The 18,280-nt window shown below is 58.5% G+C and carries 16 protein-coding genes; 12 read left to right on the forward strand and 4 right to left on the reverse strand.

Annotated elements, in window-relative coordinates; all coding sequences use genetic code 11:
• The first annotated feature begins 230 nt into the window (after window positions 1–230).
• The 7 genes from mreB to tldD all read left to right on the forward strand — a co-directional run bounded on the left by mreB (window position 231) and on the right by tldD (window position 10,499).
• On the forward strand, window positions 231–1,274 hold the full coding sequence (mreB, locus tag H7K56_RS15015; RefSeq protein ID WP_003855260.1) for a rod shape-determining protein MreB: 1,044 nt from the start codon (window positions 231–233) through the stop codon (window positions 1,272–1,274).
• A gap of 268 nt (window positions 1,275–1,542) precedes the next feature.
• Window positions 1,543–2,577 carry a rod shape-determining protein MreC gene (gene mreC, locus H7K56_RS15020; protein ID WP_021508152.1) on the forward strand — a complete coding sequence of 345 codons (1,035 nt, stop codon included), beginning with the start codon at window positions 1,543–1,545 and terminating at the stop codon, window positions 2,575–2,577.
• A complete protein-coding gene (mreD, locus tag H7K56_RS15025; RefSeq protein ID WP_031279826.1) occupies window positions 2,574–3,062 on the forward strand; it encodes a rod shape-determining protein MreD in 489 nt (162 codons plus the stop codon). The genes mreC and mreD overlap by 4 nt, the downstream gene beginning before the upstream one ends.
• A gap of 8 nt (window positions 3,063–3,070) precedes the next feature.
• Window positions 3,071–3,664, forward strand: a complete 594-nt coding sequence (locus H7K56_RS15030) for a Maf family protein (protein WP_058775723.1) — start codon at window positions 3,071–3,073, stop codon at window positions 3,662–3,664.
• Window positions 3,654–5,123, forward strand: a complete 1,470-nt coding sequence (rng, locus tag H7K56_RS15035; protein WP_021508149.1) for a ribonuclease G — start codon at window positions 3,654–3,656, stop codon at window positions 5,121–5,123. The genes H7K56_RS15030 and rng overlap by 11 nt, the downstream gene beginning before the upstream one ends.
• Window positions 5,124–5,170: 47 nt before the next feature.
• Window positions 5,171–8,989, forward strand: coding sequence for an AsmA2 domain-containing protein YhdP (gene yhdP, locus H7K56_RS15040; RefSeq protein WP_150360356.1), 3,819 nt, complete (start codon window positions 5,171–5,173; stop codon window positions 8,987–8,989).
• Between the two features lie 64 nt (window positions 8,990–9,053).
• The gene (gene tldD / locus H7K56_RS15045; RefSeq protein WP_136545551.1) at window positions 9,054–10,499 is read left to right on the forward strand and encodes a metalloprotease TldD; all 1,446 of its coding nucleotides are present in this window, start codon (window positions 9,054–9,056) and stop codon (window positions 10,497–10,499) included.
• 326 nt (window positions 10,500–10,825) lie between these two features.
• On the opposite strand, the gene aaeR is transcribed toward tldD, so the two are convergent.
• Window positions 10,826–11,743: an HTH-type transcriptional activator AaeR gene (aaeR, locus tag H7K56_RS15050; RefSeq protein ID WP_031279824.1), complete on the reverse strand. Its 918-nt coding sequence runs from the start codon at window positions 11,741–11,743 to the stop codon at window positions 10,826–10,828.
• Between the two features lie 258 nt (window positions 11,744–12,001).
• On the opposite strand from aaeR, the gene aaeX reads away from it, so the two are divergent.
• The 5 genes from aaeX to H7K56_RS15075 all read left to right on the forward strand — a co-directional run bounded on the left by aaeX (window position 12,002) and on the right by H7K56_RS15075 (window position 16,958).
• On the forward strand, window positions 12,002–12,205 hold the full coding sequence (gene aaeX, locus H7K56_RS15055; protein ID WP_021508145.1) for a p-hydroxybenzoic acid efflux pump operon protein AaeX: 204 nt from the start codon (window positions 12,002–12,004) through the stop codon (window positions 12,203–12,205).
• An 8-nt stretch (window positions 12,206–12,213) separates the two neighbouring features.
• On the forward strand, window positions 12,214–13,143 hold the full coding sequence (gene aaeA, locus H7K56_RS15060; RefSeq protein WP_058759877.1) for a p-hydroxybenzoic acid efflux pump subunit AaeA: 930 nt from the start codon (window positions 12,214–12,216) through the stop codon (window positions 13,141–13,143).
• Window positions 13,144–13,154: 11 nt separating this feature from the next.
• Window positions 13,155–15,107: a p-hydroxybenzoic acid efflux pump subunit AaeB gene (aaeB, locus tag H7K56_RS15065; RefSeq protein WP_021508143.1), complete on the forward strand. Its 1,953-nt coding sequence runs from the start codon at window positions 13,155–13,157 to the stop codon at window positions 15,105–15,107.
• A gap of 111 nt (window positions 15,108–15,218) precedes the next feature.
• A complete protein-coding gene (locus H7K56_RS15070; protein WP_081316069.1) occupies window positions 15,219–16,673 on the forward strand; it encodes an NAD-dependent succinate-semialdehyde dehydrogenase in 1,455 nt (484 codons plus the stop codon).
• A 15-nt stretch (window positions 16,674–16,688) separates the two neighbouring features.
• A complete protein-coding gene (locus H7K56_RS15075) occupies window positions 16,689–16,958 on the forward strand; it encodes a barstar family protein (RefSeq protein WP_059011515.1) in 270 nt (89 codons plus the stop codon).
• Window positions 16,959–17,017: 59 nt separating this feature from the next.
• Here the strand turns inward: H7K56_RS15075 and yhcN (H7K56_RS15080) are convergent, their stop codons facing one another.
• The 3 genes from yhcN (H7K56_RS15080) to yhcN (H7K56_RS15090) form a co-directional block, all read right to left on the reverse strand.
• The gene (gene yhcN, locus H7K56_RS15080) at window positions 17,018–17,284 is read right to left on the reverse strand and encodes a peroxide/acid stress response protein YhcN (RefSeq protein WP_021508140.1); all 267 of its coding nucleotides are present in this window, start codon (window positions 17,282–17,284) and stop codon (window positions 17,018–17,020) included.
• Between the two features lie 103 nt (window positions 17,285–17,387).
• Window positions 17,388–17,654, reverse strand: coding sequence for a YdgH/BhsA/McbA-like domain containing protein (locus H7K56_RS15085; protein ID WP_021508139.1), 267 nt, complete (start codon window positions 17,652–17,654; stop codon window positions 17,388–17,390).
• Window positions 17,655–17,744: 90 nt separating this feature from the next.
• Window positions 17,745–18,008 carry a peroxide/acid stress response protein YhcN gene (gene yhcN / locus H7K56_RS15090; RefSeq protein WP_021508138.1) on the reverse strand — a complete coding sequence of 88 codons (264 nt, stop codon included), beginning with the start codon at window positions 18,006–18,008 and terminating at the stop codon, window positions 17,745–17,747.
• Between the last annotated feature and the right edge of the window lie 272 nt (window positions 18,009–18,280).

Here is an 18,280-nt window from a genome sequence, read left to right on the forward strand (position 1 = left end):
TGTTAGATTTTATGTCGGAATTCACCCGCGACCGGCGGGTGAATTTGCGTTTAGAGCGGCAGCTTAGCGCCGTTTAACGCCGGTGTCGGACGGCAGCACCGCCGCGAAAAATTATTCAGCCTGGTTTTTCACCGAAGCAGAACGTTTTTGCGCCTTGTAGCGGCTTCGCGTGGTTGGTAAAGTAGGCGGATTTTATTTTCCGCCCCCAGCTTGCAGGATTATCCCTTAGTATGTTTAAAAAATTTCGTGGCATGTTTTCCAATGACTTGTCCATTGACCTGGGTACCGCGAATACCCTGATTTACGTAAAAGGACAAGGCATCGTGCTGAACGAGCCTTCTGTGGTTGCCATTCGTCAGGATCGCGCCGGCTCCCCAAAGAGCGTAGCGGCTGTTGGTCATGATGCAAAGCAGATGCTTGGCCGTACGCCGGGTAACATCGCAGCTATCCGTCCGATGAAAGATGGCGTTATCGCCGACTTCTTCGTGACTGAAAAAATGCTCCAGCACTTCATCAAGCAAGTGCACAGCAACAGCTTTATGCGCCCCAGCCCACGCGTGCTGGTGTGCGTGCCGGTCGGTGCGACCCAGGTTGAGCGTCGTGCCATCCGCGAATCGGCGCAGGGCGCCGGTGCCCGTGAAGTGTTCCTGATTGAAGAACCCATGGCCGCGGCAATCGGCGCAGGTCTGCCAGTGTCGGAAGCGACCGGCTCGATGGTGGTGGATATCGGTGGCGGTACGACCGAAGTCGCGGTTATCTCCCTGAACGGCGTGGTTTACTCTTCTTCTGTGCGTATTGGTGGCGATCGCTTTGATGAAGCTATCATTAACTACGTGCGCCGTAATTACGGCTCGCTGATTGGTGAAGCCACCGCTGAGCGTATCAAGCATGAGATCGGTTCTGCTTATCCGGGTGACGAAGTGCGCGAGATCGAAGTGCGCGGCCGTAACCTGGCTGAGGGCGTGCCGCGTGGCTTTACGCTGAACTCGAATGAAATCCTGGAAGCGCTGCAGGAGCCACTGACCGGTATCGTCAGTGCCGTGATGGTCGCGCTGGAGCAGTGCCCGCCGGAGCTGGCTTCTGACATCTCCGAGCGCGGTATGGTGCTGACCGGTGGCGGCGCGCTGCTGCGTAACCTGGATCGTCTGCTGATGGAAGAGACCGGTATTCCGGTGGTAGTCGCAGAAGATCCGCTGACCTGCGTAGCGCGCGGCGGCGGTAAAGCACTGGAAATGATCGACATGCATGGCGGCGATTTGTTCAGCGAGGAGTAATTCCTCTCCGGCTGAGACCGTGGTCAAATTGCGCAGGGAATAGCGACGATACCCAAAATCAGCACAACGGCAGGACGATGGCCATCGCATGCCGCACGGCAGCCTCAGCAGCAGGCACCGGGCAGCAGCGGCACAACGTCGTCACTGCGGTTTGCAGGATGCGGGGTAACTGGCGACGCTGCGCACGACGGCGTATAGCGTCCAGCCCTGGAGGCGTGAGTGCTGACACTCACGCTTCTTCCCTGATGTCGAGGAATTCGCAGAATTTATGAAGCCGATTTTTAGCAGGGGACCTTCCCTGCAGTTGCGCCTGTTTCTGGCCGTGATTGTGGCTATCGCGATTATTGTCGCCGATAGCCGGATCAGCACGTTCTCCCAGATCCGCAACTACCTGGACACGTCGGTCAGTCCATTTTACTTCCTGGCCAACGGGCCACGACAGCTTCTTGACGGCGTTTCCGAAACGCTGGCCTCGCGCCAGCAGCTGGAGCTGGAAAACAAAGCGCTGCGCCGTGAGCTCTTCCTGAAAAACAGTGACCTGCTGATGCTGGGGCAATACAAGCAGGAAAACGCGCGTCTGCGCGAGCTGCTCGGCTCGCCGCTGCGTCAGGATGAGCACAAAATGGTGACCCAGGTGATCTCCACCGGCACCGATCCTTACACCGATCAGGTGATCATCGATAAAGGCAGCGTCAACGGCGTGTATGAAGGCCAGCCGGTGATCAGCGATAAAGGCGTGGTCGGCCAGGTGGTGGCGGTAGGGCAGATGACCAGCCGCGTGCTGCTGATCTGCGATGCCTCGCACGCCCTGCCGATTCAGGTGCTGCGTAACGATATTCGCGTCATCGCCGCCGGTAACGGCTGCAGCGAAGATCTGCAGCTGGAGCATCTGCCGGGCAATACGGATATTCGCGTCGGTGATGTGCTGGTGACGTCGGGCCTGGGCGGACGCTTCCCGGAAGGTTATCCGGTCGGCGTGGTGTCGTCAGTGAAAGTGGATACGCAGCGTGCCTATACCGTGATTCAGGCGCGTCCGACCGCCGGTCTGCAGCGTCTGCGCTACCTGCTGCTGCTGTGGGGTGCGGATAAGAACGGCGACATGCCGATGGCACCGGATGAAGTGCATCGCGTGGCCAACGAGCGCCTGATGCAGATGATGCCGCAGGTGCTGCCGCCCGCGGGCGAAATGGGGCCGCCGGCACCCGCCATGATGCAGCAAAATCAGCAGATGGGGCCGCCACAGCCCGCCGCCAGCAGCCGTTCGCAGGGTAATCCGGCGAACTCGCGCGGAGGCCAGCCTTGAGTCGATATCGCAGCCAGGGGCGTTGGGTGATCTGGCTGTCCTTCCTTGTTGCGCTTATCCTGCAAATCATGCCGTGGCCGGATCAGATTTACATGTTCCGGCCATCGTGGCTATTGCTGATCCTGATCTACTGGGTGCTGGCGCTGCCGCACCGGGTCAATGTGGGCACCGGCTTTTTCCTCGGCGCCATTATGGATCTGGTCGCCGGCTCAACGCTGGGCGTGCGTGCGCTGGCGTTCAGCATTATCGCCTATCTGGTGGCCTTTAAATTTCAGCTATTCCGTAATCTGGCGTTGTGGCAGCAGGCATTAATGGTTATGGTGCTGTCGCTGGCGGTTGATGTGATTGTTTTCTGGGCAGAATTTCTGGTCATCAACGTCTCCTTCCGCCCGGAAATCTTCTGGAGTAGCGTGGTCGACGGTATCCTGTGGCCCTGGCTATTCTTACTGATGAGAAAGATTCGCCGTCAGTTTGCTGTGCAATAAGGAATAGAATGATAACCCTCTACCTGGCTTCCGGCTCACCGCGTCGGCGCGAGCTGTTAACGCAGCTTGGCCTGCAGTTTGAGCGCCTGATTACCGATGTTGAAGAGCAGCGTCAGCCGGGCGAAGCGGCGGAGTCTTATGTGCGGCGTCTGGCCAGCGATAAGGCGCGGGCCGGCGTGCAGATAGCACCGCAGGATCTGCCGGTGCTGGGCGCTGACACCATCGTGGTGCTGAATGGCGAAGTGCTGGAGAAACCGCGCGATGCGGCGCATGCCGCGCAGATGCTGGGTAAACTGGCCGGGCAAACCCATCAGGTCATGACGGCCGTGGCGCTGGCCGATGCGCAGGGCGAGCTGGATTGCCTGGTGACCACAGACGTGACATTCCGCACTATCACGGCAGAGGAAATTTCGCACTATATCGCCAGCGGCGAGCCGATGGATAAAGCCGGCGCGTACGGAATTCAGGGCCTGGGCGGCAACTTTGTGCGCCGCATCAATGGAAGTTATCACGCCGTAGTGGGATTGCCGCTGGTGGAAACCAGCGAACTGCTGAGCCATTTTCAGTCGCTGCGTGCGTTAAGGGGACAAGATGACGGCTGAACTGCTGGTAAATGTGACACCTTCTGAAACCCGTGTTGCCTATATTGACGGCGGCATTCTGCAGGAAATCCATATTGAGCGCGAAGCGCGGCGCGGTATTGTCGGCAATATCTACAAAGGGCGCGTCAGCCGGGTACTGCCGGGCATGCAGGCGGCGTTTGTCGATATCGGGATGGACAAAGCGGCCTTTCTGCACGCCTCGGACATCATGCCACACACCGAATGCGTGGCGGGTGATGAGAAGAAGAACTTTATCGTGCGCGATATCGCCGAGCTGGTGCGTCAGGGACAGGATTTAATGGTGCAGGTGGTGAAAGATCCGCTCGGCACCAAAGGCGCCCGTCTCACCACCGATATCACGCTGCCGTCGCGCTACCTGGTCTTTATGCCGGGGGCTTCACACGTGGGCGTCTCACAGCGCATTGAAAGCGAAGCCGAACGTGAGCGGCTGAAAGCGGTGGTTGCCGCTTACTGTGACGATCTCGGCGGCTTTATTATTCGTACCGCCGCAGAAGGCATTGGCGCAGAAGAGCTGGCGCAGGACGCGGCATTTTTAAAGCGCCTGTGGACCAAAGTCAGCGAGCGTAAGAAGCGCAACCAGACGCGCTGCCTGCTGTACGGCGAGCTGGCGCTGGCACAGCGCGTGCTGCGAGATTTCGCCGGCGCAGCGCTGGATCGCATCCGCGTCGATTCGCGCCTGACCTGCGATCTGCTGGTGGAATTTACCAGCGAATATATTCCGGAGATGGCCAGCAAGCTGGAGCTGTACAACGGCAAGCAGCCGATTTTCGATCTCTATGATGTGGAGAACGAGATTCAGCGCTCGCTCGAGCGCAAGGTGGAACTGAAATCTGGCGGTTACCTGATTATCGACCAGACCGAAGCGATGACCACGGTGGACATTAACACCGGTGCGTTTGTCGGCCACCGCAACCTCGACGAAACCATTTTTAATACTAATATCGAAGCCACGCAGGCGATTGCGCGCCAGCTGCGGCTGCGTAATCTCGGCGGCATTATCATCATCGACTTTATCGACATGAATAATGACGATCATCGCCGGCGCGTGCTGCACTCGCTGGAGAGCGCGCTGAGCAAAGATCGCGTCAAAACCAGCATCAACGGCTTCTCCGCGCTGGGGCTGGTCGAGATGACGCGCAAACGCACGCGCGAAAGCATTGAGCACGTGCTGTGTGCCGATTGCCCGGTGTGCCAGGGACGCGGTTCGCTGAAGACGGTGGAGACCGTGTGCTATGAAATCATGCGTGAAATCGTCCGCGTCCATCACGCTTACGACTCCGACAGCTTCCTGGTGTACGTGTCGCCCGCAGTGGGTGAAGCGCTGAAAAGCGATGAGTCGCACGCGCTGGCCGAAGTGGAAATTTTTGTCGGCAAGCAGGTCAAAGTACAGGTTGAACCGCTCTACACGCAGGAGCAGTTTGACGTCGTCATGATGTAAGTCGTGAGGTTGAACGCCGTAACCCAACGGAAAGCAAGGAGAGGTGTGTGAGGCGGTTGCCGGGGATTTTGTTACTGCTGCTCGCCGCAATCATCGTCATTGTGGCGCTGCTGGTCAGCGGGCTGCGCCTTGTGATGCCGCATCTCAACAGCTATCGCGGCGAGGTGCTGCACACTCTTTCGCGCGTCAGCGGCGTCACCATCGATGCCAGTGAAGTTCAGGGAAAATGGGAGAATTTTGGCCCGACCCTGCAGGTGCGCGATCTGCGTATCGACATGGATAAAGATGGCGAGCTGCAGATTGGCCGCGTTACGCTGGCGCTCAATGTGTGGCAGTCGCTGCTGCACTGGCGCTGGCAGTTTCGCGATCTCACCTTCTGGCAGCTGCGGCTGGCAACCAACCGTCCGTTGCTCACCAGCGACGAGCAAAAAAATAGCTTCAAACCGGCCCAAATCAACGATCTGTTCTTACGCCAGTTTGACCATTTCGATTTGCGTGACAGCAGCATCCGTTTTCTCACGCCTTCCGGCCAGCATGCCGAACTGGCGATTCCCCGCCTTACCTGGCTGAACGAGGACAACCGCCATCGCGCCGAAGGCGAAGTGAGCCTGTCCAGCTTCACCGGCCAGCACGGCGTGGTGCAGGTACGGCTCGATCTTAACGATACTAACGGCTTACTCAACGACGGCCGCATCTGGATGCAGGCCGATGATGTGGACGTGCGCCCGTGGATTGGCCGCTGGCTGCGTGATAATACCAGCCTGCAAAGCGCGCGTTTCAGCCTGGCCGCGTGGGTCAACCTGCGCGACGGCGAAGTGTACGCGGGCGATCTGCTGCTGAGCAAAGGCGGCGCACGCTGGCGCGGCGAGCAGGGCGATCATCAACTGCAGGTGGATGGCCTGACCGCGCATCTGGCGCGCTACCAGAATGGCTGGAGCCTGACGGTGCCGCAAACCCGGCTGATGACTGACGGCGTGGCCTGGGATGCCGGCCATATCGCCCTGCTGTGGAAGCCGGAAGATAAACAGATGATCGGCGCGAACAGTGCAGCGGAAGTGCGGGTGCGTGCCACCCGGCTCGATCTGCAGCGTCTGGCACCGCTGGTGCCGCTGTTTGCGCCGCTCTCGCCCACGCTGCTGGACAACTGGCGGGCGCTGCAGCCGCGCGGCTATATCGACGCGCTGGCGCTGGATATTCCGCTGGCGCAGCCGGAGCAGACGCGTTTGCAGGCGCGCTGGCGCGATCTGGCGTGGCAGCACTGGCAGCTTTTGCCGGGCATCAGCAATCTGAGCGGCAGCGCCAGCGGCAGTCTGAACCACGGCCAGCTGGATGTGCAGATGGGCCAGGCCGAAGTGCCGTACGGCGATATGTTCCAGGCGCCGTTACAGATTCAGCAGGTCACCGGCAGGATTAACTGGCTGCGCGATGGCAACGGCCTGACGCTGGATGGCCAGCAGCTGGACGTGCAGGCACGTTCGCTATGGGCGCGCGGCGATTTCCGCTATCAGCAAAATGTCGGTAAAGCGCCGCGCCTCGACATTCTTGCCGGGATTCGCGTCACCGATGCCGGTGATGCGTGGCGCTACTTCCCCGAGCCGCTGATGGGCCACGATCTGACGCAGTATCTCAGCGAAGCGGTCAAAGGCGGCCAGGTGGAGAATGCCACGCTGCTGTTTGCCGGCGATCCGCGTCTGTTCCCGTTCAAACACCACGACGGCATGTTTGAAGTGGCCGTGCCGGTGCGCAATGCTACCTTCCAGTTCCAGCCAGGCTGGCCGGCGCTGCAAAACCTCGATATCGACCTCGATTTTATCAACGACGGTCTGTGGATGAAGGCGGCGCAAACCCGGCTGGGTGCGGTGGACGCGCGCAACGTCAGTGCGGTAATCCCGGATTACCTGAAAGAGAAGCTGATCATTGACGGTGATTTGAGCGGCGAAGGTAAAGATATCGCCGACTATTTCGCCCGCACGCCGCTCAAATCCACGCTGGGTGCGGCGCTGGAGCAGCTGCAGATTGGCGGCAACGTGCGTGGTTCGCTCAACCTGGATATTCCGCTGGATGGGGAACTGGTGCACGCCAGCGGTAACGTGGTGCTGAATAACAACAGCCTGCACATTAAGCCGCTCAACACCACGCTGAAAAACCTGACCGGACGTTTCCGCTACAACAACGGAAACCTGGAGAGTGAAGAGCTGCAGGCCAACTGGTTCGGTCAGCCCACCGGCGTGCGTTTCACCACCACGGAAAATCCCGATGATTTTGGCGTTAACGTCAAACTGCTGGGCGACTGGCAGCCGGCAAAACTGGCCATGCTGCCTGCCAGTGTAAGCAGTAAGCTGGGCGGCAGTCTGGCGTGGCAGGGCAATGTCGACATCACGCTGCCGCATCAGGGTGGGGCGCGCTACAAGGTTGATATCAATGGTGACGGCAAGACAGTGAGCAGTCACTTACCTCCACCACTGGATAAAGAGGCCGGTGAGGCACTGCCCATCGCCATTAATGCCAGCGGCGATTTGCACAGTTTTAACCTCAGCGGCAGCGTGCGTGAGCACCATCGCTTTAACAGCCGCTGGCTGCTGGAGCCGCAGCTGCGCGTCGATCGCGGTATCTGGCTGAATGATGCCAAAAGCACGCCGGCGCTACCGGATCGGCGCGGGATGGTACTCAATCTGCCGGCGCTGGACGGCGAAGCCTGGCTGGGGCTGATGACCGGCGCGACGGGTTCACGCAATGCGCAGGGCGAGACGGACATCGGCGGCGCATTGCTGCCGGGCGATGTGACGTTGCGCACCCCGGCCCTGACGCTCGGCGGCCAGCAGTGGCACGATGTTAATGCCACGGTGACCCAGGGCGCGGGCGGCAGCACGCAGCTGCAGCTGGAGAGCCGCGAAGCGCGCGGCAGCCTGCGAACCGCACAACACGCGCCGTGGCAAATCGACCTGAGCTATCTTTATTACAATCCGCAATGGAGTGACGGTGAAGCGGGCAAGGCCTCCTCGCCGTTCAGCGGTGACAGCGGCATTGATTTCCGCAGCTGGCCAGCGCTGCAGCTCAACTGCGCTGAGTGCTGGCTGCGCGGGCAGAAGTTCGGCCACATCCAGGCCAGGCTCCAGCCGCAGGGAGAGACGTTAGCACTCACTAACGGCAGCGTCGATACCGGCAGCTCGAAGCTCAATGTCGCGGGTGAATGGGTGAACAAAGCGGGCGAGCAGCGCACCTCGTTAAAAGGCAGCCTGAGCGGCAAAAATATCAATGATGCCACCAACTGGTTTGGCATGAACACGCCGCTGCGCGATGCGCCGTTTAAAATTGATTATGACCTGCACTGGCGCTCCGCACCGTGGCAGCCTTCAGAAAAGACGCTGAGCGGCACGCTGAAAACCCACTTCGGCAAAGGGCAGATTGCGGATGTGAACACCGGTCGTGCCGGACAGTTGTTGCGGCTGGTGAGCTTCGATGCCCTGCTGCGTAAGCTGCGCTTCGATTTTAGCGATACCTTTAATGAAGGTTTCTGGTTTGATTCGATCAACGGCACGGCGTGGATTGAAAACGGCGTGATGCGCACCGATAACCTGCTGGTAGATGGCCTCGAAGCGGATATCGCCATGCAGGGCAAAATAGATCTGGTGCAGCGGCAAATCGACATGGAAGCGGTGGTGGCACCGGAGATCGGTGCCTCGGTTGGCGTGGCCACCGCGTTTGTGATTAACCCGGTGGTCGGCGCGGCGGTTTTTGCCGCCAGCAAGGTGCTGGCTCCGTTGTGGAATAAGATTTCGCTGCTGCGCTATCACATCAGCGGACCGCTGGATAAGCCGGAAATCAATGAAGTGCTGCGCAAACCGCGCGAAGCCGATAAGAAGTGAATTTGACGCCGTCGGGGAATTGCCGCAGGCTATGACTATCCGAGCACATAATGAGTGAGAAACGATGACTCTGAATCTGGTAAGTGAGCAGTTACTAGCTGCGAACAGCATTAATCAGCAGGACCTTTTTTCCCTGTTAGGGCAGCTTTCAGAACGTCGTCTGGACTATGCCGATCTCTATTTTCAGTCCAGCTTCCATGAATCCTGGGTGCTGGAAGACAAAATCATTAAAGATGGCTCTTATCATATCGATCAGGGCGTGGGCGTCCGCGCGGTAAGCGGCGAGAAAACCGGTTTTGCCTATGCCGATCAAATCAGCCTCAACGCCCTGCGCCAGTCGTCCGAAGCGGCGCGCAGTATCGTGCGCGAGCAGGGCAACGGTAAAGCGCACGCGCTCTCCGCGGTGCTTAACCGTTCGCTGTACGCCCCGGTCAATCCGCTGGACAGCCTGACGCGCGAAGACAAAATCGCGCTGCTGCACCGGGTTGATAAAGTGGCACGCGCCGCCGATCCGCGCGTGCAGGAAGTGAATGCCAGCCTGAGCGGCGTCTACGAGCAGGTGCTGGTTGCCGCCACCGACGGTACGCTGGCGGCGGATATTCGTCCGCTGGTGCGCCTGTCCATTAGCGTTCAGGTGGAAGATCAGGGTAAACGCGAGCGCGGCGCCAGCGGCGGCGGTGCGCGTACCGGCTACGAATTCTTCCTTGCCGATGAGAGCGGTGATGTACGGGCCGATGCCTGGGCGCGCGAAGCGGTGCGCATGGCGCTGGTTAACCTGTCTGCCGTCGCGGCACCAGCCGGTACGCTGCCAGTGGTGCTGGGTGCGGGCTGGCCAGGCGTGCTGCTGCACGAAGCGGTGGGCCACGGTCTGGAAGGGGATTTCAACCGCCGCGAGACTTCCGTCTTCAGCGGTAAGATGGGCCAGCTGGTGGCGTCCGAACTCTGCACCGTGGTTGACGACGGTACCCTGCAAGGGCTGCGTGGTTCGCTGGCGGTGGATGATGAAGGCGTGCCGGGACAGTACAACGTGCTGATCGAAAACGGCGTGCTGAAAGGCTATATGCAGGACAAGCTCAATGCGCGTCTGATGGGCGTGCCGCCTACCGGTAACGGGCGTCGTGAATCCTATGCGCACCTGCCGATGCCGCGCATGACCAACACCTATATGCTGGCAGGCAAATCGACGCCGCAGGAGATCATTGAGAGTGTGGAGTATGGTCTGTATGCCCCTAACTTTGGCGGCGGCCAGGTCGATATCACCTCCGGCAAGTTTGTGTTCTCGACCTCCGAGGCTTATCTGATCGAGAACGGCAAAGTCACCAAACCGGTGAAAGGCGCTACGCTGATCGGCTCCGGCATTGAGGCGATGCAGCAGATTTCCATGGTCGGGAACGATCTGGCGCTGGATAAGGGCGTCGGCGTGTGCGGTAAAGAGGGCCAGAGCGTGCCGGTCGGCGTAGGTCAGCCCACGCTGAAGCTGGATAAAATTACCGTGGGCGGAACAGCTTAAGGTTCATGCTGGTGCGCATCAGTGCGCACCCTGTCAAAACCGCGCAATGGGTTTGTACAATGCTTGTCAGTTATGAGTAAACAGCACGCACACTTTGGTAGCGGCGCAATTTATTGCGCGAAGCATGGATGGGAACGGTGCTGCTAGTAGTACGCGCGATTAATCGCGCTGCTACGAAATCTGCGGTAATTGAATTTGGTACTTAACTGATCGGCATTACGCAATTGTTTTGTCAGGTCACCCTTCGTGGTGACCTGGCATGCATAACTGCCCCGCATTTTCCCGTATGCGCCCTTCAGGCCGACCACACCAGCGCCAGACGGCGGCTAACTTTTGCGGTGCTGCTGATACTGCCTCGCCACCTGCCTGAAATACTCGGTCAGATAATTGATACACACCTGCACCTTGAGCGGCAGCTTATCCTTCTCGGTATAGACGGCATACACCGGGCGCGGCTCCGAGTGATACTGCGGGAACAAAATATCGATCTCTCCGGCGTTAATCTCATCAATCACCCACATCAGCGGCACATAGGCGATACCGCAGCCCGCTTTCAGCCAGCGAATCAGCGTCTGAGAATCATTGGTGACAAAACGGCCCTGCGGCGTCAGGCGCGTCACCTGGCCTTCCGGCGCCACCAGCTCGAAGGTGTTATCCGGGCGCACGCTGTACTCCAGCCAGGAAAAGTTGTCGATTTCAGCCGGCTTTTCCGGCGTGCCGTGCTGGGCCAGGTAGCTCTTCGCCGCGCATACCACCATCGGCATGGCGCCCAGCCGGCGCGAGAACAGGTTGGAATCCTGCAACTCACCGACGCGTATCACCACATCCAGCCCGTTAGCAATCAGGTCCGGCGCCGGTATGCCGGTCATCAGGTTGACGCTCAGTCCCGGATATTCGTGCAGCATCTCGCTGGTCATGGCGGAGAGGACATTTTGCGCCATGGTGGTTGAGCAGCCGATGCGTAAAATCCCGATCGGCGTGTTGTTGAAGGCGTACAGCTGTTCGTGCACCTGCGAGGCCTCTGCCAGCATGCGGCGGCAGCCCTGATAATAAATCTTACCGGCTTCGGTCAGGCCCAGACTGCGGGTGCTGCGGTTAAGCAGCTTCACCTGCAGCTCATCTTCCAGTCTGGCAACAATCTGGCTGATTGACGAGACGCTGAGCTGCAGCTGGCGTGCGGCGGCGGTAAATGAGCCCAATTCAACCACTTTGGCGAAAATGGACATGCCTTTGAGTCGTTCCATTGTTTACTCTGGCTAAAAAGTGATTTAGCTCACAATATGTAGAAAACGTATAGTCAAGCGCGTTACTATACGCACGCTGGGTCTCTTCACCGCACCTGAACACGGCAGTGTTTACCCGATGATACGCTATGATTAGCTCAACGCGGCCTGAATGTTGTCATCAGATTATCCGTCACCCCACTATCATCAACCCGACGTGCCAGAGGGCATGAGGGCAGGTATCGGTGCAATCCGGCAAGGTCGAACTAAGGAACCGAAATGAGTGTGCTTCCGGTATTTGTCGTATTCGGGCTGTCTTTTCCGCCCATCTTCATTGAACTACTGGTTTCGCTGGCGCTGTTCTGGCTGGTGAAACGCGTGCTGACGCCCAGCGGGATTTACGATCTGGTGTGGCACCCGGCACTTTTTAACACAGCGCTGTATTGCTGTGTGTTTTACCTTGTATCCCGTCTATTCGTCTGAGGTTTTAAGTGAAAGCGCTAATAAGAAAAATCGCGCGTTACGCCATTACGCTCCTGCTGGTTATCATCGCTGTTGTTATCATCTTCCGCGCCTGGGTGTTCTATACCGAGTCGCCGTGGACGCGTGACGCCAAATTCTCCGCCGATGTGGTGGCGATCTCCCCGGACGTGACCGGACTGATCACCGACGTCCCGGTACACGACAACCAGCTGGTGAAAAAAGGCGATACGCTGTTTATCGTCGACCGTCCGCGCTATCAGAAAGCGCTGGATGAGGCGCAGGCGGATGTCGAATATTACCAGGCGCTGGTCAGCGAAAAACGCCGTGAAGCGGCGCGCCGTAACCAGCTCGGTACCAGCGCGATGTCGCGTGAAGCCATTGAGCAGTCGAACAGCGACCTGCAGACCAGCGAACATCAGCTGGCCAAAGCGGTGGCGACGCGCGATCTGGCGGTGATCGACCTCGATCGCACCACCATCAAAGCGCCGTCCGACGGCTGGGTCACCAACCTCAACGTCTATCAGGGTGAATTCATCACGCGCGGCTCGGTGGCCGTGGCGCTGGTGCAGCAGCACTCGTTCTACGTGCTGGCCTACATGGAAGAGACCAAGCTGGATGGCGTGCGTCCCGGCTTCCGCGCGGAAATTACTCCGCTGGGCAGCAACACGGTGCTGCGCGGCACGGTTGACAGTATCGCGGCTGGCGTGACCAACAGCAGCAGCAGCGTCGACAGCAAAGGCATGGCCACCGTGGACTCCAACCTTGAGTGGGTGCGTCTGGCGCAGCGCGTACCGGTGCGTATTCGCCTTGACGATCAACCCGGCAACCGCTTCCCGGCGGGGACCACCGCCACCGTGGTGATCACCGGTGACAAAGACCGCCAGACCAAAGTGTCGCCGATGGCGCAGCTGTTCAACCGCCTGCGTGAGTTTGGTTAAGCGGGGGCGATATGATTGAGTTTTTGCGTTTCCCGGTAAAGCTGACCTTCGCGCTGGTGGCAGCGCTGATGATTGGCTTTCACTTCAATCTGGAAACGCCGCGCTGGGCGGTGATGACCGCCGGCATCGTGGCTGGCGGCACCGCCTTTGCCGCGGGCGGCGATCCTTATTCTGGCGCGCTGCGCTACCGTGGCGTTCTGCGTATTATCGGCACCTTTATCGGCTGTATCGCGGCACTCACCATCATGATTGCGACGGTGCGCGCGCCGGTGGTGATGCTGCTGCTGTGCTGCCTGTGGGCCGGCATGTGCGTCTGGCTCTCATCGCTGATTAAAGTCGAAAACTCCTACGCGCTGGGCCTCGCCGGCTACACCGCGCTGATCATCGTGGTGACCGCGGATGCCAGCGGCGGCCTGACGCTGGCGCCGCAGTTCGCCGTGGAGCGCTGCAGCGAAATTGTGCTCGGTATTCTGTGCGCTATTCTCGCCGACATGCTGTTCTCTCCGCGCTCGATCAAGAAAGTGATTGATGCGGAAGTGGATGCGCTGTTGGTAGCGCACTACCGCCTGCTGCAGCTGTGCGTGGCGCACGAGGATAAAGAGGAAGTCGACAAAGCCTGGAGCGCACTGGTGCGCCGCACGACCGCGCTCAACGGTATGCGCAGCCAGCTGCTGATGGAGTCGTCGCGCTGGAGCAACACCAGCCGCCGGCTGCAAATGCTCAACACGCTATCGCTGACGCTAATTACTCAGGCCGCCGAGACCTTCCTGATTCAGAATTCGCGCCCGGATTACATCCCGCCGCAGTATCGCCTGCTGATTGAGAAAGAGGTAACCAGCGTCAGTGACGTACATAAGCGCATGAAGCTGATGCGCCGCGTTATTGGCGTCAGCAGTAAAAGCGTGCCGTTTACCCTGGCCAGCTGGGTCGGCGCAGCAACCGAATATCTGCTGCTGATCAATGGCGTCAAAAGTAACAGCCGTATCACCACGCTGGAGGAGAGCATTCTGCAGCGTGAAGTGGTGATCCAGGCGCGTTCAGCGGAGACGCATCATGCGATGATCAATGGCGTGCGCACTTTTGTCGCCACCGCGCTCGGTTCGCTGTTCTGGCTGTATACTGGCTGGACTTCCGGCAGCGGCTGCATGGTGATGCTGGCGGTGATTACCGCGCTGGCGATGCGTATGCCGAATCCGCTGATGATGGCGAAAGACTTCTTCTACGGCATGGCCTTTGCGGTGCCGCTGGGCATGCTCTACTTCATCTGGGTATTGCCGGGCACCCAGCAAAGTGCCTTGCTGTTGTGTATCGCGATTGGCGCACTCGGCTTTATCGGCGGCATCTTTGTACAGCGGCGGCAGATTGGTACGCTGGGCGCGCTGATCGGCACCATCAACGTGCTGGTGCTGGATAACCCGATGAAGTTTGAGTTCAACGTGTTTCTCGACAACGCGCTCGGTCAGTGGATTGGCAGCTTTGTGGCGATGATGGTGATTTTGCTGATTCGTGACAAATCCAAAGCCCGCACCGGACGCAAGCTGCTGAATCGCTTTATGTATGCTGCGGTGGCCGCGCTGACCACCAATCAGGCGCGCCGGCGTGAAAACCATTTACCGGCGCTTTATCAGCAGCTGTTCCTGCTGCTTAATCTGTTCCCGGGCGATATCGACAAATACCGGATTGCGCTCACGCTGATTATTGGTCATCAGCGCCTGCGCAACGCAGAGGTGCCGGTCAATGCCGATCTGTCGGCGTATCACCGCCAGCTGCGCGCCACCGCCGACCGCATTATTGCGGCCAGCAGCGATGATAAACGGCGCTACTACTTTGAGCGCCTGCTGCAGGAGCTGGACGTTTATCAGCAGAAGCTGCAGCACTATGCCGCCCCGGCCAGCGTGACGGAACCGGTGAAACGGCTGTCGATGATGCTGGATAAGTACCAGAACACCCTCATCCAAATCTGAAACTGGCCGCTGCCTGGCGCAGCGGCTGGCCTGATGCCACGCTGACCCTCATTGCCCGATTATTGCCATCTATACTTTCCTGACAGGATGCTTACTGACAGGAGAATAACGATGTCCACTTCCCTGCAACAACACGAACTGTTCAACACTGGCTACTTCGCTGACGGCCAGTGGCACACCGCTAGCAGCACCTTTGATGTCACCAATCCGGCCACCGGCGAGGTACTGGCGCAGGTGGCGAAAGCCGGCAAGGCTGAAACCGAACAGGCGATTGCCGCCGCACAGCGCGCTTTTCCGGCGTGGCGCGACAAAACCGCCAAACAGCGCAGCGAAATCCTTTATCGCTGGTACCAGCTGATCATTGAGCACAAAAGCTGGCTGGGCCAGCTGATGACCGCCGAGCAGGGCAAACCGCTGCAGGAAGCCGAGGGTGAAGTAGAGTACGCCGCCAGCTTTATTCAATGGTTTGCCGAGCAGGCGAAGCGCGCCAACGGCGAAATTATCCCGCCGGCCAAAGCCGGTTCACGTATTCTGGCAACGCGCGAGCCGATTGGCGTCGTCGCTGCCATCACGCCGTGGAATTTCCCGATGGCGATGCTGACGCGCAAACTCGGCCCGGCGCTGGCGGCCGGCTGCACCGGCATCATCAAGCCAGCCAATAACACCCCGCTCAGCGCCTTTGCGCTGGTGGCGCTGGCACAAAAAGCGGGCGTGCCGGACGGCGTGCTGAACGCGGTAGCTGGCGACACGCACGCCATCAGCGACGCCATTATGGCTTCCCGCGCGGTGCGTAAAATCTCCTTTACCGGTTCCACCGCAGTGGGGAAAACGCTGATGCGGAACGCGGCCGAAACCATGAAGAAAGTCTCGATGGAGCTGGGCGGCAACGCGCCCTATATCGTGTTTGACGATGCCGATATCGACGCGGCGGTGCAGGGGGCTATCGCCAACAAATTCCGTAACGCCGGCCAGGTGTGCGTCAGCGTTAATCGCTTCTATATCCACAACGCAATATACGACCGCTTTGTGCATCAGTTGGCTGAGGCGGTGGGCAAACTAAAAGTGGGCAATGGCGTGGAGCCTGGCGTGGTGGTCGGGCCGCTGATTGAGCCGTCTGCGGTGGAGAAAGTGGCGGAGCATGTCAAAGATGCGCTGAGCAAAGGCGGGAAGCTGCTGGTGGGCGGCGAGCGCCATCCGCTGGGCGGCAACTTCTGGCAGCCGACGGTGATTGCCGATGCGCATGAAGAGATGCAGCTGGCGCGGGAAGAGACCTTCGGTCCGGTGGCTGCCTGCTTCCGCTTTGACGATGAAGCTGAGGTAATCGCGCGCGCCAACAACACCGAATACGGTCTGGCGGCTTACTTCTATACGCAGAATCTGCAGCGCGTGTTTCGCGTTTCGGCGGCGCTGGAAGCCGGCATGATTGGGATCAACGAGTGCGCGGTCTCGACCGAGCTGGCGCCGTTTGGCGGCGTGAAAGAGTCCGGACTGGGACGCGAAGGATCGGTGCTGGGCATGGAAGAGTATCTGGAAGTCAAAGCGCTGCACCTCGGCGGTCTGGCGTAGCGAGAGGATGTCACCATGAGAACCGAGCGTTTCGACTTCAATGAAATCGTCGATCAGGCTCATTTCTACCGTCAGTTTTGCGAACGTTTCGCGCTGGCGGATCGCACCATTCACGATCTGGACGATCTGTGGGAAATGATCATCGGCGAGCAGATGCCGCTGCCGCTGGAAATTGCGTTCATCAATCTGGGGAAAGGGCAGAAACGCCGCTATGGTGCGCTGATATTGCTATTCGATGAGGCAGAAGAGGAGCTGGAAGGCCAGCTCCGCTTTAATGTTCAGTAGCACAACCAAAAAGGGCCCCGGCAGGCGGGGCCAAAGGGTTCGTCAGAATTGACGAGGAATTATTTGTACAGCTCTGCAGTCAGGTGATAGCTGTCACCGGTGCGCGCTTCAATCACTTTATACGCGCTGGCACCCTGCTCGTCGGCTTTCTGAGAAAGCTGAGCGCGGTAATCCATAGGTGAGCCGCCTGTTCCGCTAACGGTAATGGTCTGGCCGGTAGATTGCAGATTCTGCGCGGATTCATCCGTTACCAGTTGGGCAGCTGAAGCGCCAAAAGCGAACAGAGAAAGCAGCGTAGCGGTTGCGATGGTTGTTTTGATTTTCATAATTCGTCTCCTCATTAGAATCAACAACCTGCGGCACGAAGAGGGTAAGCGGGTCGTCGATCTTCTCCCGGCGACTGCATAACGCCGGATCGATAGTTAAAGTTTATTTGTACAGTTCAGCCGTCACGTGGAAGGTGTTGTCCTGATTGTTCTCAATGATGCGGTAATGGCTGGCACCCTGAGCATCGGCTTTCTGGGACAGTTCCTGACGGATATTGGTCTGGTCGCCATCGACGCCGCTCACGCTAATGGTCTGATTCAGTGGCTGCAGATTTTCAGCCTGGGTGTTGGTTACCAGGGTGGCAGCACTGGCGCCAAAAGACAGAACGGAAGCCAGACTCAGTACAGCAATAGATAATTTGGTTTTCATGATTCACTCTCCTGAAATGGGGTGGGCAACCTGAGAGGCAAACGCCTCTCAAACGGGTCGCCGTTCACACTGCATCTTGTTCCGGCAAACTTATTTATAAAGTTCCGCGGTTGCGTGGTAGCTGTTGTCGTTATAAGCCTCAACAACGCGATAGGCTTTAGCACCTTGCGCTTCAGCTTTGGCGTTCAGCTGCTGATGGATATCCATCGGTGAGCCGCCAATGCCGCTGACGCTGATGGTGCCGACCGGCTGCAGGTTCGCTGCCTGTTCGGCATTGATAGAATCTGCGGCGAAAGCACCAAATGACAGGGCAGATAGAACACTCAGGGTGGCGATAGTAGTTTTAACGTTCATGGTATTTTTCCTCGTCTTCTGTTTTTCTCTTTTTGATTTCGTGTGATTTGCATCACGAAAAGAAGTATAGATCTAATCACCCATGAAATTAATATCCCGCTAATAATGATTGGTTGTAATTCTTTATCCTTATGGCACATTTTTATAACGCAAAGTTATTAAAACCGCCTGGATCTTAACCAGGAGGGTGTATTTTCATGCAAAAACAATGATCTGCATCAAATTATCTTTTTGTGCGAAACAATGTGGTTGATCAAGCTGGCTGCGCGCTA

Source organism: Pantoea dispersa, from assembly GCF_014155765.1.
GTDB lineage: Bacteria > Pseudomonadota > Gammaproteobacteria > Enterobacterales > Enterobacteriaceae > Pantoea > Pantoea dispersa.

Coding starts and splice junctions, on each gene's coding strand:
- mreB (WP_003855260.1), top strand. CDS start 231: ATGTTTAAAAAATTTCGTGGCATGTTTTCCAATGACTTGTCCATTGAC.
- mreC (WP_021508152.1), top strand. CDS start 1,543: ATGAAGCCGATTTTTAGCAGGGGACCTTCCCTGCAGTTGCGCCTGTTT.
- H7K56_RS15030 (WP_058775723.1), top strand. CDS start 3,071: ATGATAACCCTCTACCTGGCTTCCGGCTCACCGCGTCGGCGCGAGCTG.
- rng (WP_021508149.1), top strand. CDS start 3,654: ATGACGGCTGAACTGCTGGTAAATGTGACACCTTCTGAAACCCGTGTT.
- tldD (WP_136545551.1), top strand. CDS start 9,054: ATGACTCTGAATCTGGTAAGTGAGCAGTTACTAGCTGCGAACAGCATT.
- aaeR (WP_031279824.1), bottom strand. CDS start 11,743: ATGGAACGACTCAAAGGCATGTCCATTTTCGCCAAAGTGGTTGAATTG.
- aaeX (WP_021508145.1), top strand. CDS start 12,002: ATGAGTGTGCTTCCGGTATTTGTCGTATTCGGGCTGTCTTTTCCGCCC.
- aaeB (WP_021508143.1), top strand. CDS start 13,155: ATGATTGAGTTTTTGCGTTTCCCGGTAAAGCTGACCTTCGCGCTGGTG.
- H7K56_RS15070 (WP_081316069.1), top strand. CDS start 15,219: ATGTCCACTTCCCTGCAACAACACGAACTGTTCAACACTGGCTACTTC.
- H7K56_RS15075 (WP_059011515.1), top strand. CDS start 16,689: ATGAGAACCGAGCGTTTCGACTTCAATGAAATCGTCGATCAGGCTCAT.
- yhcN (WP_021508140.1), bottom strand. CDS start 17,284: ATGAAAATCAAAACAACCATCGCAACCGCTACGCTGCTTTCTCTGTTC.
- H7K56_RS15085 (WP_021508139.1), bottom strand. CDS start 17,654: ATGAAAACCAAATTATCTATTGCTGTACTGAGTCTGGCTTCCGTTCTG.
- yhcN (WP_021508138.1), bottom strand. CDS start 18,008: ATGAACGTTAAAACTACTATCGCCACCCTGAGTGTTCTATCTGCCCTG.